This window comes from Phenylobacterium sp. SCN 70-31 (genome assembly GCF_001724605.1).
In the GTDB taxonomy this organism is placed as follows: Bacteria; Pseudomonadota; Alphaproteobacteria; order Caulobacterales; family Caulobacteraceae; genus Phenylobacterium.
On record NZ_MEEX01000018.1, the window covers coordinates 1 to 13,724 of the forward strand.

A 13,724-nucleotide genomic window follows, 5' to 3' on the forward strand; every position below is an offset into this window, starting at 1 on the left:
AAGTCTCCAGCTCCTCCCCCATCTCGATGGGGGAGGGGGACCGCGAAGCGGTGGAGGGGGCGCTGGCGACATCCGCAGACCCATGCCGGGCCATCCAGGCGCGGGTCACGTCCGGGTCGTCGACCGTCGCGCTCAGCCCCACCCGGCGCATGTCCGGCGCCAGCACCTGCAGGCGCGCCAGATCCAGGGCCAGAAGGTCGCCCCGCTTGCTGCCGTGCAGGGTGTGGATTTCGTCGAGAACGACGCAGCGGAGATCCTCGAAATAGGCCCGCGCGCCCTCCCACGCGCAGAGCAGCGCCAACTGTTCGGGCGTGGTCAGCAGGATGTCCGGCGGCTTCACCCGCTGGCGCTGGCGGCGGGCCAGGCCCGTATCGCCGGTCCGGCTCTCGGCGACGATGGGCAGGCCCATCTCGGCGATGGGCGCGTTCAGGTTCCGCTCCACGTCCACGGCCAACGCCTTCAGCGGCGAGATGTAGAGGGTGTGCAGCCCCCTCGGCGCGCCGGGCGGCGTATTGGCCGGCGGCCGCTCCGAGAGTTCGATCAGGCTGGGCAGGAATCCCGCCAGGGTCTTGCCCCCGCCCGTGGGCGCGATCAGCAGCACGTCCCGCCCCGCCCGGCCCCTGGCCACCATCTCGATCTGGTGCGGCCGGGGCGTCCAGCCGCGCTCGGCGAACCACGCCCGGAAGCGGGGCGGCAGCAGGTCAGGCTCGGGTCCCGCGGCGTCGGGCATCGGCGCGCTATATCACGTTCCCGTTCCGTTTCATCGACATCCGGATCGCGAGGGCTGGAATTTCGCCCGGATTCCGGGTGAGAAGATGGCCGATGCATTTCGGTTTCGCCCTGATCGCCGCCACCTTGCTGGCCGCCTGCTCGCCCCTGCCCGAGGCCGGTTCGCCCGAGGCCGGAGCTGCGGCGGCGCGAGACGCGGCCGGCTTCCCCGCCGCCGACCGGCCGGTGGCCGGGATCGTAGCGTCCGAGTGGTCGTCCGGACCCGACCGCGACGCGGCCGACGAGTCGGGCCAGCTCATCCGCGGCCTCGACATCCGGCCGGGCATGGCCGTGGCCGACATCGGGGCCGGCTCGGGCTACCACACCCTGCGCCTGTCGCCGGCCGTGGGGCCGCAGGGCGTGGTCTACGCCGAGGACATCGTCGAAGCCTACGTCTCGGGCTTGCGTCGCGAGGCCGAGGCGCGCGGCCTGAAGAACGTCCGCATCGTGGTGGGCACGGCCGAGGACCCGAAGCTGCCCGCGGCGTCGGTCGACCGGGCGGTGATGGTCCACATGTACCACGAGGTCGAGAGCCCCTACGCCCTGCTCTGGAACCTCGCCACGTCGCTGAAGCCCGGAGCCCAGGTAGGCGTCATCGACCTGGACCGGCCCATCGACCGGCACGGCACCCCGCCCGCTCTGCTGAAGTGCGAGTTCGAGGCCGTGGGCTATCGCCACGTCCGCACCGCGCCGATGACGGGCGGCGTCGGCTACCTGGCCGTGTTCGAGGCGCCGACCCAACGGCCGAAGCCGACCGACATCCAGCCCTGCGAAGCCCCCTGAAGTCGGACGGCCCGGGAAATGTGCGACACCCTGGTCAGTCTGGCGCCCTCCACGACCCGCGGGGCCACGCTGTTCGCCAAGAACAGCGACCGCGAACGCAACGAAGCCCAGGGCCTGGAGCTGTCGCCCGCGCGGTCGGGACCGGCCGGCGCACCGCTCCGGCTCACCTACATCACCATCCCCGACGTCGCACGAACCCACGCCTGCCTGCTCAGCCGGCCGTTCTGGATGTGGGGCGCCGAGATGGGCGCCAACGACAGGGGCGTGGTCATCGGCAACGAGGCGCTGCACGCCCGCGTCCCGGCCCAGCGCCGTCGCGCGCTGACCGGGATGGATCTGGTCCGGCTGGGCCTGGAGCGCGGCGGAACCGCCCGCGAGGCGCTCGAGGTGATCGTCGGCCTGCTGGAGGCGCATGGCCAGGGCGGCGACTGCGGCCACCTGGGCCGCTTCTACTACCACAACGGCTTCATCGTCGCCGACCCGGCCGAGGCCTATGTGCTGGAGACCGTGGGCCGGGACTGGGTCTGGCGGCAAGTGGAGGATCGCCGCGCGCTCTCCAACGCCTACTCCATCGCCGACGACTACGACGCCCTCAGCCCCGGCCTGGCGCGAGCGGGCCGCTACGACGTCGCCGCCAGCCTGATCGACGAAGCGCGCGATTCAGTGAGCTTCGGGCGCGGGCGCTGCGCCCGGGGCCAGGCGCTGCTGGACCGCGCCGCCCCCGCCCTCGCGCCGGCCACGATGCGGGCGATCCTGCGCGACCACGGCGACGCCCCGGACTGGAGCCCGGCCCACACGCGCGACCGTACGATCTGCATGCACGCCTCGTGCGGCCCGCGGCGCAGCCAGTCTGTGGCCTCCATGGTCAGCGAGCTTCGGCCCGATCGCGCGGTCCACTGGGTCACGGGCACGTCGGCGCCGTGCGTCAGCCTGTTCAAGCCCTTCGTATTCGGCGCCGCGACGCCACCCTTCGGGCCGTCGCCGACCGACCGGGCGGACACGGCGTCGCTCTGGTGGCGGCACGAGGCGCTGCATCGCGCCGCCCTGCCCGACTTCACCGCCGCGCTGGCCGCCATCGCGCCCGAGCGCGACGCCCTGGAGGCCGAATTCCAGGCGCAGATCGACGCCTCGCCCGCGGGCGAGGCCCTGGACGCCGCCATCGCCGCCTGCTGGGCCGAGGCCGAAGCGGCGGAGGCGCGCTGGCGCAGGACCTTGGCGCCGTCGATCCGGGAGCCGGCCCGCCATCGCGCGAGTTGGGCGCGCCTGAACCACGTCGCCGGCTTCACCGTCTGATCCCGAGCAGCCCGATCGCACGCACCCTGCGGGAGAGATGGAGCAGATTTCATTTCGCCCGCTCCCCTGAGGGCCGTAAGCCTCGCCCGCACATCGTTTCCGAGGGTCACATGCACCGCACAGCCTGTTCCGTCCTGGCGCTCAGCGCGGCCCTGATCGCCGGCCCGCTCCTGGCCCAGCCCACGCCCACCCCAACGGCCGCAACGACCAAGGCCCCGTCGGAAGACGCCCGCCTGGCGGCCTTCTTCCAGGAGGCCTTCATGGAGGCCGCCCGGCTGAGCCCCGAGACCCTGAGCCAGATCGGCCTGAAGGAGCGCTACGACGAACTGGGCGACTACACCTTCGCGGGCCAGAAGAAGGCCGTGGGCCTCGCCGAGAGCCGCCTCGCGCAGATGCGGCGCGAGTTCGATCCGGCGAAACTGAACGAGGCCTCCCGGCTGTCGTTCGCCCTGTTCGAGAAGTCGGTCGCCACCCAGAAGACCCAGTTCCGCTGGTACTGGCAGACCTACGCCGTCGCCTCGTTCGGAGGCCCGCTGGACGGCGTGCCGGTCTTTCTCATCAACACCCATCGGGTCGACACCGTCGCGGACGCCGAGGCCTATGTCTCGCGCCTACGCGCCGTCGAGCGCGTGGCCGGAGAAGCGGCCGACGATCTGGACCAGCGTACGGCGCGGGGATTCCTGCCGCCGGCCTTCGTCTTCGGCCGGGTGATCCCGGACGCGCGCAACCAGCTCAAGGGCGCCCCCTTCGACGACGGTCCCGATCATCCCGTCTGGGCCGACTTCAAGAAGAAGGTCGAGGCGCTGAAGACCGAGCCGTTCGACAGGACCCGGCTGCTGGACGCGGGCCGGGCGGCGCTGACCGGGCCGTGGAAGACCGGTTACACGCGCTATATCCGCGCGCTGGAGGCGATGTCCGCCAAGGCGACCACGGTGAACGGCGTCTGGGCTCTCCCCGACGGCGAGGCCTTCTACGCCGACATGGTGCGCTTCTACACCACCACCCCGCTGACCCCCGACCAGATCCACCAGACCGGTCTGGACGAGGTGTCCCGCATCCGCGGGGAGATGGAGGCGATCAAGGCGAAGGTGGGCTTTCAGGGCTCGCTCGAGGACTTCTTCGCCCACATCCGCAACGACGCCCGGTTCAAGTACCCCAACACCGAGGCGGGCAAGCAGCAGTACCTGGCCGACGCCAAGAAGGTGATCGCAGACTACATGGCCGTGGCCGACCGCCAGTTCTCGACCCTGCCGAAGCAGGCCCTGGAGGTGCGCGCCGTCGAGCCCTTCCGCGAGAAGACCGCCGCCGTGGCCTTCTACAACATGGGCGCGCCGGACGGTTCACGGCCGGGGATCTTCTATGTGAACCTCTCCGACATGGGCCAGGTGCTGAAACCGCAGCTTCCCGCCATCGCCTTCCACGAGGGCGCGCCGGGCCACCACTTCCAGATCGCCCGCTCGCTGGAACAGGCCGATCTGCCGCTCTTCCGGCGCTACGCATTCCAGGGCGCCTATATCGAAGGCTGGGGCCTGTACGCCGAGGCCCTGGGCAAGGAGGCCGGCTTCTATCAGGACCCCTACGACGACTTCGGGCGTCTCAGCCTTGAGATCTGGCGGGCCGCCCGGCTCGTGCTGGACACCGGCGTCCATCACAAGCGCTGGAGCCGCGAGCAGGCGGTCGACTACATGCGCCGCAACACCATCAGCTCGGACCGCGACATCGAGAGCGAGATCGACCGCTACTTCACCCTCCCCGGCCAGGCGACCAGCTACAAGGTGGGCCAGCTCAAGATCTCGGAAGCACGCGCCCGGGCCGAGACGGCGCTGGGGCCGAAGTTCGACCTCCGGGCCTTCCACGAGATCGTCCTGTCGGCCGGCCCGCTGCCCCTGGACGTGCTGGACTCCCGCGTGGACGCCTGGATCGCGGCGACGAGGTAGGGACGACCTTCACCGTCTCTGGTCCGCTACGAACCCACGAAACACGAACGGGTGGGTCATCCCCGAGCCTCCGCGCGAGCGGGGGCGCCGTCATGGAAACCACGGAAGACACGGAAATCGCAGCTTCGGCTTCCGTGGCCTTCTGCGTTTTCCTTGGTCCCTTGAATTCGAGAGGTGCCGCTTCGCGGCCCCGTCCGCGCCCGTCAGTTCCGCCTGGGGATGATCACCGGGAGGGTCTCGTAGCCCTTCACGAAGCTGGAGTAGACCCGCTTGGGCTCGTCCACCAGGATGACCTCCGGGAACCGCTTCAGGATCTCTTCCCAGATGATCTGGAGCTGGAGTTCCGCCAGCCTGTTGCCCACGCAACGGTGGATGCCGAAGCCGAACGAGATGTGCTGGCGCGGCCGCTCGCGGTCGATGATGTAGGCGTTCGGGTTCTCGATCACCTCGTCGTCGCGGTTGCCCGAGACGTACCACATGACGACCTTGTCGCCCGCCTTGATCGACTTGCCGCGGAACTCGACGTCCTCGACGGCGGTGCGGCGCATGTGGGCCAGCGGCGTCTGCCAGCGGATGGTTTCGGACACCATCGACGAGATCAGGTCGGGGTTGGCGCGCAGCTTGGCGTACTGGTCGGGGTTCTTGTTCAGCGCGTAGATCGAACCCGAGATGGTGTTCCGCGTGGTGTCGTTGCCGCCCACCGTCAGCAGCACGACGTTTCCGAAATACTCCCGCGGCTCCATGTCCCGCGTGGCCGGGCTATGGGCCAGCAGCGAGATCAGGTCGAAGCTGGGCGGGGCGTTGACCTTCTGGTTCCACAGCTCGGTGAAGTAGGCGTGGTATTCCCTGAAGATCTCCATCTTCTGCTCGAAGGTCTCGACGATGGCGCCCGGCATCGGCGCGGCCGTGACCACGTCGGACCAGTAGGTTATCTTGCGACGGTCTTCCTGCGGGGCGTCGAACAGCGTGGCCAGGGTCATGGCCGTCAGTTCCTTCGAGACCAGGTCGACCCAGTCGAATTCCTCGCCGATGGGCAGGCCGTCCAGGATCTTGCCGGCCCGCTCGCGGATCTGGGGCGCCATCTCGTTCAGGGCGTGGGGCGCCACCGCGGGCGACACCGCCTTGCGCTGGATGTCGTGCTTCGGCGGGTCCATGGCGATGAACATCGGCAGCGGGTCCATGTTCTGCTGGCCGCCGGCGATGGTGATGCCGCCCTTCATGAAGTCGGACGAGAACCGGTTGTGGTCGGTGTCGATCGCCATGATGTCGTTGTACTTGGTGATCGACCAGTAGGGTCCGAACTCGTGCTCCTCGGTGTAGTGGACGGGGTCCTCGGCGCGCAGGCGCTCGAAGATCGGCCACATGGCGTCGGCCTGGAACAGCGCCGGCTGCGCCGGGTCCAGCTTCTCGATCGGCAGCGAATAGGCTTCGGCCCGCGCCTGTTCCCTGGTGATCCCCGCGACGTGCCCGTCGGCCATACCGTTCCTCCTGGTTCTGTGGCGACAGTGAACGCCGATCAGTCACGTTTGGCTAGAGGGCAGCGTACGCATCCCGAGATTGCCCCTCGTAAAGCGCCGTGCTCCGCTGCCTCCATGCCTCGGCGGACTCTCGCTCCGCAGGGCGGGGAGTGGCCGGCATGGCGGGATCGATCGTGACGCGACCGGGGCGGGCGGGGCGCCGCCGGCTGCTGGCCTTCCTGCTGGTCGTGGCGATGCCCCTGGCGATCGTCGCCGCGGTCGTCTTCGCGGTCTTGGGCCGCGGCGCGATCCCCAGCGTGGCGGACGTGCAGGGACCGCCCGTCCGCGCCACCACCCCGGCGGGCGAGCGCGTGATGCTGCTGACCAGCCAGTGGCATACCTTCCGCTCGCCCGGCCGGACCAACCGCACGTCGTACACGCGACTGTATGTGGACGTCTGGGGGTTCGACGGCCGGACGGGACAGCCGGTCTGGCGGCGCCGCATCAGCGACGACCGCGCCGGGGTGAACATGGGCCGCACGCTCCTCGGCGTTCATGGCGGCGTGCTCTGGCTCCTCGACGGTCAGCAGCTTCTGGGGCTGGATCCGGCCACCGGCGCCGTCACCGCCGACGCCGCCGCCTTCGAGGCCGCCAACCCCGCCCTGCGCGGCGTCGTGCCGGCCGAGGCGCGGTACATCCGCTTCGATCCCAAGGGCCTCTCGTCCGACGGGCGCGACTGGCGGCTGACCGGAAAGGGCGCGCAGACCGCGCCGGACGGCCCGCGCCTGGACCTGGACGCCCAGCGCGCCGAGCCCGAGGTCGGCGTGTTCCTCCCCGCGCGGGTGGCTGGCGGCAACGGGACCTGGGCGTTCTACAGCCGCGGCCTCAGGGTCGGGGACCGCTGGCTGGGCCTGCTGGCCGAACCCGAGGTCGAGGGGTTCCAGAAGGCCGGCGGCATCGGCGGCGTCGATCCCAAGCGTTATCCGCGCACGCGGGTCTGGTCGGCGCGGGTCGGGTCGCGGAACACCTTCTTCGGGCCGCGTCCCACCTTCGGCGATTTCGCACCCCTGCCCGAGGGCCCCGAATTCCTGACCGCCGGCCTGGTCCAGGACGGCCGTTGCTGCCATGACACCCCGATCCTCGTTCGCGAGCCCGACAGCGTTCTGGTCCTCCATCGCGACCGGCTGGGCGAGGGAAGCCGCCTGCGCCTCACCCGCGTCACGGGGCCCGTCGGCGAGCCGGCCTGGACCGCCGACCTGCCGGTGGAATCGCTGGAGGCGGTGATGCCCGGCGAAACCACCCTGGTGCTGCTGGGCGCCCGCAACGAGCCGCCGCTGGTCCGCCGACGCGGGTGGCGGCCCGAGAGCGTGGATCACCTCGTGACCATCGATCTGGCGACCGGCCGCCAGTCGGTCTACGGCCTTCGCGTCGCGCCCACGCCGGGCGAGCGGATCCCGGCGTCCTCCACACCGTCCCCGCCGGCGCCGGCCGCATCGGCCCAGTAGGCGGCGCTCCATCCGCGGTGCTATCCGCAGGCCATGCCCCTGCTGCGGCGCCATCCCGATTCGCCCGAAGCCCCCGTGGACGCGATCGACGCCACGGTCGCGCGGCGTCCGGACGGCGGCCTGGACGTCCGGTTCACGCTTTCCGGCGACCTGTCGGCGCTGGCGATCCCCGGTCCGGCGTCGCCGGCGCGCCGCGACGAACTCTGGCGGCGGACGTGCTTCGAGGTGTTCCTGCACGCGCCGGCAGGTCGGGGCTATCTGGAGTTCAACCTCGCGCCCTCCGGCGCGTGGGCCGCCTACGCCTTCGCGGGATATCGCGAGCGCGCCGCCGATCCCGACATCGACACCCCCGCCATCGCCGTGGAGAGACAGGACGGGGCCCTGGTCCTCGACGCCCGGTTGGACACCCCCGCCGACCTGCCCGTCGATCAGCCCTGGCGCGCGAGCCTGACGGCCGTGATCGAAACGGCGGACGGCCGGCTCAGCTACTGGGCCGTCGCCCACCCGCCGGGCCGGCCCGATTTCCACCACGCCGACGGCTTCGTCGTCGACCTTCCCCCGCCCACACCGGAGGCCGCATGAACTTCGGCATCGACCGCCTGCTCGCCGAGCCCGGACTGCGCCGCCCCCTGGCTGGGCGCCGCGTGGCGCTGCTGGCCCATCCGGCGTCGGTCACGGCGGACCTGACCCACAGCCTCGACGCGCTCGCCGCCTGCCCCGACATCACGCTCTCGGCCGCCTTCGGCCCGCAGCACGGCCTGCGCGGCGACAAGCAGGACAACATGGTCGAGAGTCCGGATTTCGCCGACCCGATCCACGGCGTCCCGGTCTTCAGCCTGTATGGCGAGGTACGCCGGCCCACAGACGAAATGATGGACAGCTTCGACGTCCTGCTGGTCGACCTGCAGGACCTGGGCTGCCGCATCTACACCTTCGTCACCACCCTGCTCTACGTGCTGGAGGCCGCCGCGACGCACGGCAAGTCGGTGTGGGTGCTGGACCGGCCCAATCCGGTCGGCCGGCCGGTCGAGGGCCTGACCCTCCTGCCCGGCCACGAGAGCTTCGTCGGCGCCGGCCCCATGCCCATGCGCCACGGCCTGACGATGGGCGAGATGGGCCGCTGGTTCATCGCGCATTTCGGCCTCGACGTGGATTATCGCGTCATCGAGATGACCGGCTGGGACCCCGAGGCCGCCCCCGGCCGGGGCTGGCCGCTGGGCGAACGCGTCTGGGTCAACCCCAGCCCCAACGCGCCGAACCTCTGGATGGCGCGCGCCTACGCCGGGACGGTGATGCTGGAGGGGACCACCCTCTCGGAGGGCCGCGGCACGACGCGCCCGCTGGAACTGTTCGGCGCCCCCGACATCGACGCCCGCACGGTGATCGCCGGGATGCAAACCTTGGCGCCGCACTGGCTGGAGGGCTGCCGCCTTCGCGACGTCTGGTTCGAGCCCACCTTCCACAAGCATGTCGGCAAGCTGTGCGCCGGGGTCCAGATCCACACCGAAGGGCCGGACTACGACCACCGCGCCTTCCGCCCCTGGCGGCTCCAGGCGGCGGGCTTCAAAGCGATCCGGCGGTTGCGGCCCGACTATCCGCTCTGGCGCGACTTTCCCTATGAATACGTCCACGACCGCCTCGCCATCGACGTGATCAACGGCGGGCCGGGCCTGCGCGAATGGGTGGACGACCCCGCCGCCGGGCCCGACGATCTGGACGCCCTGGCCCGGCCCGACGAGGCTGCGTGGGAAGAGGCCCGCGCCCCGCACCTGATCTACTGAGCCCCTCTCCATTCCTCCCCTCTCCCGCCCATCTTGACGTGGGGTGACGGCTTACGCGGCCTGCGCCCGACGCTATCGTCCGCGGGAAGAACGGGAGGAACGGCCATGAAGGACTTCGCCGGAAAATTCGCCGTGGTGACGGGCGGCGGCACGGGCATGGGTCGCGAACTGGCCCGCCAGCTCATCGCCGAGGGATGCAGCGTCGCGATGTGCGACGTCTCGGACAAGGCCATGCAGGAGACGATCGCGCTCTGCCGGGCCGACGGCGTGCCCCAGGGCGCCAGGATCACCGCGCATGTCGCCGACGTATCGGACGAGGCGGCCCTGATCCGCTTCCGCGACGAGGCGGCCAAGCTGCACGACGCCGAGAAGCTGCACCTGCTGTTCAACAACGCCGGCATCGGCGGCGGCGGTTCGATCGTGGCCGACGGCCGCGACGAGTGGGAGCGGACGTTCAACGTCTGCTGGGGCGGCGTCTACTACGGCGTGCGCACCTTCCTGCCGATGATGCTGGCCGCCGACGAGGCGCACATCGTCAACACCTCCAGCGTCAACGGCTTCTGGGCCAGCCTGGGCCCCAGCGTCTCCCACACGGCCTATGCCGCGGCGAAGTTCGCGGTGAAGGGCTTCACCGAGGCGCTGATCACCGACCTGCGGCTGAACGCCCCGCACATCAAGTGCTCGGTGGTGATGCCGGGCCACATCGGCACCATGATCGCCGGCAACTCGCGCAAGGTGATCCGCGGCGTCGAGGACGACACGCTGTCGACCGACGAGATCGCCCGCGCCCGCCAGCAGATGACCCGCATGGGCGTGGACGTCTCGCAGGTCCCCGATGCGGCGATCCAGGCCCTGGCCGACGAGCGGGCTCGCCGCTTCCTGGAAGACGCCCCCACCACGGCGGCGCAGGCGGCGACGATCATCCTGGACGGGGTGAAGGCCGAGCGCTGGCGCATCCTCGTGGGCGACGACGCCCAGAAGATGGACGCCCTGGTCCGCGCCGATCCCGAGAACGCCTACGAACCCGCCTTCTTCACGCGGCTGGCCAAGGATGTCGGCTGGCAGCTCAACGGCATCGTCTCGGACGAAAGCGCCTGAGCCGCCTCCGCCGCTGACCGGCGTCAGCTTCGCGCCCGCCCACGGGCGGACAGCAGGTCGGACCAGCGCCAGGCGCCCGCGCCCAGCACCAGTCGCGGGCCGTCGTCGGTCTCGCCCAGCGCGATCTGGACCAGGCCGCGCACCGGCTGGGTCCGGCAGGCGTCGGGCGCGAAGCCCACCTCCCAGATGATCGCCTCGCGGACGGCCGCCAGACCGCCTCCCGCCTCGCCGGGATGGCGCACCCAGTCGCCGTTCCAGACCCGGATCGCGGGCGCGGCGCCCTCGTCGGCGCGGTCGGTCAGCGCCCGGCCCACCGCCGCCCGGACACGGGCGTCGCGGCGCAGCCGCGCCTCCAGGCGCTCCAGCATGTCGCACTGGCCGGCGCCCGAGCCGCCCGCGCCCCCTCCCCCGCCCGCGCGAGCGGCGCCGGCGAGTTCGGCGGCGCTGACGCCGCTGGCGTCCGCGAACACCGATGGCGCGGGTCGAGCGATCGGCGCGGCGGCCTCCACCTTCCGCGCCGGCGGCGCGGGACGCGGCGTCACGGGCGGGGCCGATGCGGCCGGCGCGTCGTCGGGCGGGCCAGGCGGCCTGTCGGGCTCCGCCGCCCTCGCCGGAGGCGGCGCCGGGCGCGGCGGAACGAGGGCGACCTCGACGACACGCGGCGCGACGACCGGCGGCGCCTGCGGCGCGGCCAGGAGCATGACCGCCAGAAGCCCGCCGTGCAGCACCGCGCTCAGCGCGGCCGCCCAGCTCCGCGCGCCCTTCCGCAGGCCGCGGCGGGCCGCCTTCATGCCGCGGCCGGGTCCGGCGTCAGGTCAGAACCACCAGGACGACACGCCGGTTCTGCTGGCGGCCGTCGCGGTTGTCGTTCGGCGCCATCGGCGAATCCGGGCCGTACGAGATCGTGCCCATGCGATTCAGGGCGACACCCTTCTGGTTGAGATAGCGCCGCACGGCCTCGGCCCGCTCTTCGCCGAGCCGATAGTTGTGGTCCTTGGAACCGGTGGCGTCGGTGTGTCCCTGGACCTCGACATAGACGTTGCGGTTCTCGGTCATCAGCCGCTCGACGAAGGCGTCCAGCCGGGCCTGCGCCTCAGGCGAGAGCGTCGCCTTGTCGACCGGGAACTTCATGCTGTCGTCTGACAGCACCTCCGTATAGAGGAACTTGCCCTCGGCCAGCTTGCCGGCGGCGGTCGCGCGGTCCAGGGCGTCCCGGGCCGTGCCTTCCACCGTCGCCACCCGCGTCTCCACCACATCGACGCGGCTTCCGACCAGCGCCGTCTGCTCGCGCACGAACCCCTTGGTGGCGCAGCCCCCAAGGCCGGCCATACCCAGCATCAGCGCCCCCGCCATCATCACCTTCGATCCCGCATGGATCATGTCTGGACCTCTCCGTTCGGTCGGCCCCACCAACCCAAACGCTCGCACCGGAACGCACGGTTTCGCCCGAAGACGGCCCTTTTCGGGCGCAGCTTGGCCGTGAAAGTCGCCGACCCCACACGGCATCTTAGGATTTTCCGGGTCTCATCTCCGCCGAACGACGACCGATCCAGAAAGGATCTGACAGATGGCTGACCTTTGCCGCCGCCGCCTCATGTGGGCGCTGGGCGCCGGCCTCGCCGCGCTGCCCCTCCACGCCCTGGCCGAAGGCGGGATCGAAGACGAAGCCACGCCCAAACCCAAGCCGAAGCCCCGCCCCAAGGCGCCCGCAAAGCCGGCCGCAAAGCCGTCCGAGGCGGCCAAGCCCGCCGCCGCCGCGGAACCGGAGGCCGCCCACGCCGCGCCGCCCTCGGTGACGCCAGAGGCGGCGATGACGCGCCTGATGGAAGGGAACGCCCGCTACGTGGACGGCCGCGCCACCCATCCCAACGCCGACGGCGCACGCCGCGTGGCGGTCTCGTCGGCCCAGCGGCCCTTCGCGACCATCCTGACCTGCGCCGACAGCCGCGTGGCGCCCGAGCTGATCTTCGACCAGGGCCTGGGCGACCTGTTCGTCATCCGCGTGGCGGGCAATGTGGTGGACGACGCGGTCCTGGCCTCGATCGAATACGCCGCCCTGCACCTGGGTTCGACGCTGGTGATGGTGCTGGGCCACGAACGCTGCGGCGCGGTGAAGGCCACGCTGGACGCGCTGGCCGGCCGGGGCGACCCGACGGACCGCGACACCCATATCGGCGCCCTGGCCGCGCTCATCACGCCGGCGGCCCAGGCGGTCCCGTCCGACGCGGACGACCGGCTGGACGCCGCGGTCTCGCTGAACGCCGCCCATGCCGCCGGCGAGATCTTCGCCGGCAGCCGGACGCTGCGGACCCGCGTCCTCGAGGGAAAACTGCGGATCGTGGCGGCCCGCTACGACCTGGACGACGGCCGCGTGACGCCCACCCGCGCCCGGCAGGCCTGACGGACCGGGAGGCCGAGCCCTCAGGGCGCCTTCGGTGGCCCCGCCCGCCGGGCCCGCCGCACCGCCGTCGCCAGGGCGCCGTCGTCAAGCGCTCCCTGAAGCAGGTAGGGCCCCACCACATAGGACGGCGTCCCCTGCAGCCCGAGGCCGAAGGCCTGGGCGTTGTGCCGGCCGATCTGCCGCTCGAGCGCGTCGGCATGCGCTTCGAGGTCCGCGGCCAACCGTCCGGGATCGGCGCCCGCCGCCGCCGCGATCGCCAACGACCGTTCGGGCGTGAGCGCGCCGGGCGCCGCCATCAGCGCGTCGTGGACCGCGTCGTAGCGCCCCTGGCGATGGGCCGCGAGCGCGACCCGCGCGGCGAAGATCGATCCCTCGCCGCGGATCGGCCAGTCCTTCCAGACCACCTGGACGCCGGAATCGTCCGCCAGCAGCCGGCGCAGGGCCGGGTCGGTGCGCTTGCAGACGCCGCACTGGTAGTCCGTGAACACCACCACGACCACGTCCGGCCGCGCCGCCCCCGAACGCGGAGAGCCGGGGTCGTCCAGGACCGAGGCGACCACCGGCGTGCGTGTCAGCACCGGCCCGTCCGGCGGCTGCATCCCGAGCGCCAGCGAGACCAACAGGCCGGCCCCCACGGCCAGCGCGAGCGACAGCCCCGGCCGGCGGCCCAGCCAGCGCCCGATGTCCGAGGCCGCCCTCAT

At 71.7% G+C, this 13,724-nt stretch carries 13 protein-coding genes; 8 read left to right on the plus strand and 5 right to left on the minus strand.

All coding sequences use genetic code 11. From position 1 onward, the window contains the following. On the minus strand, window positions 1-730 hold a 730-nt coding region (locus ABS78_RS14000), incomplete at its 3' end, for a DEAD/DEAH box helicase (protein WP_293380253.1). Between the two features lie 92 nt (window positions 731-822). Here ABS78_RS14000 and ABS78_RS14005 point away from each other — a divergent pair. The 3 genes from ABS78_RS14005 (at window position 823) to ABS78_RS14015 (ending at window position 4,781) form a co-directional block, all read left to right on the plus strand. After that, window positions 823-1,551: a class I SAM-dependent methyltransferase gene (locus ABS78_RS14005; RefSeq protein ID WP_293380256.1), complete on the plus strand. Its 729-nt coding sequence runs from the start codon at window positions 823-825 to the stop codon at window positions 1,549-1,551. An 18-nt stretch (window positions 1,552-1,569) separates the two neighbouring features. After that, entirely contained in the window at window positions 1,570-2,844 is a 1,275-nt protein-coding gene (locus ABS78_RS14010) for a C69 family dipeptidase (protein WP_293380259.1), read from the plus strand. 110 nt (window positions 2,845-2,954) lie between these two features. Then, window positions 2,955-4,781, plus strand: coding sequence for a DUF885 domain-containing protein (locus ABS78_RS14015; protein WP_293380261.1), 1,827 nt, complete (start codon window positions 2,955-2,957; stop codon window positions 4,779-4,781). A gap of 203 nt (window positions 4,782-4,984) precedes the next feature. On the opposite strand, the gene ABS78_RS14020 is transcribed toward ABS78_RS14015, so the two are convergent. After that, the gene (locus ABS78_RS14020; protein WP_293380264.1) at window positions 4,985-6,259 is read right to left on the minus strand and encodes a cytochrome P450; all 1,275 of its coding nucleotides are present in this window, start codon (window positions 6,257-6,259) and stop codon (window positions 4,985-4,987) included. A 158-nt stretch (window positions 6,260-6,417) separates the two neighbouring features. Here ABS78_RS14020 and ABS78_RS14025 point away from each other — a divergent pair, with 158 nt between their 5' ends. The 4 genes from ABS78_RS14025 (at window position 6,418) to ABS78_RS14040 (ending at window position 10,622) form a co-directional block, all read left to right on the plus strand. Continuing rightward, the gene (locus ABS78_RS14025) at window positions 6,418-7,743 is read left to right on the plus strand and encodes a PA2928 family protein (RefSeq protein WP_293380267.1); all 1,326 of its coding nucleotides are present in this window, start codon (window positions 6,418-6,420) and stop codon (window positions 7,741-7,743) included. Between the two features lie 33 nt (window positions 7,744-7,776). After that, window positions 7,777-8,325, plus strand: a complete 549-nt coding sequence (locus ABS78_RS14030; protein ID WP_293380270.1) for a DOMON-like domain-containing protein — start codon at window positions 7,777-7,779, stop codon at window positions 8,323-8,325. After that, window positions 8,322-9,524, plus strand: a complete 1,203-nt coding sequence (locus tag ABS78_RS14035) for a DUF1343 domain-containing protein (protein ID WP_293380273.1) — start codon at window positions 8,322-8,324, stop codon at window positions 9,522-9,524. Before ABS78_RS14030 ends, ABS78_RS14035 begins: the two co-directional genes overlap by 4 nt. Before the next feature lie 105 nt (window positions 9,525-9,629). Beyond that, a complete protein-coding gene (locus tag ABS78_RS14040) occupies window positions 9,630-10,622 on the plus strand; it encodes an SDR family NAD(P)-dependent oxidoreductase (RefSeq protein WP_293380276.1) in 993 nt (330 codons plus the stop codon). Between the two features lie 23 nt (window positions 10,623-10,645). On the opposite strand, the gene ABS78_RS14045 is transcribed toward ABS78_RS14040, so the two are convergent. Both ABS78_RS14045 and ABS78_RS14050 read right to left on the minus strand, forming a co-directional pair. Continuing rightward, window positions 10,646-11,413 carry a hypothetical protein gene (locus ABS78_RS14045; RefSeq protein WP_293380279.1) on the minus strand — a complete coding sequence of 256 codons (768 nt, stop codon included), beginning with the start codon at window positions 11,411-11,413 and terminating at the stop codon, window positions 10,646-10,648. A gap of 19 nt (window positions 11,414-11,432) precedes the next feature. Beyond that, on the minus strand, window positions 11,433-12,002 hold the full coding sequence (locus ABS78_RS14050) for an OmpA family protein (RefSeq protein WP_293380282.1): 570 nt from the start codon (window positions 12,000-12,002) through the stop codon (window positions 11,433-11,435). Between the two features lie 187 nt (window positions 12,003-12,189). On the opposite strand from ABS78_RS14050, the gene ABS78_RS14055 reads away from it, so the two are divergent. Beyond that, complete coding sequence (locus tag ABS78_RS14055; RefSeq protein ID WP_293380285.1) at window positions 12,190-13,023, plus strand: carbonic anhydrase; 834 nt, start codon at window positions 12,190-12,192, stop codon at window positions 13,021-13,023. Between the two features lie 20 nt (window positions 13,024-13,043). Here ABS78_RS14055 and ABS78_RS14060 read toward each other — a convergent pair whose 3' ends face one another. Beyond that, the gene (locus ABS78_RS14060; RefSeq protein WP_293380288.1) at window positions 13,044-13,724 is read right to left on the minus strand and encodes a DsbA family protein; all 681 of its coding nucleotides are present in this window, start codon (window positions 13,722-13,724) and stop codon (window positions 13,044-13,046) included.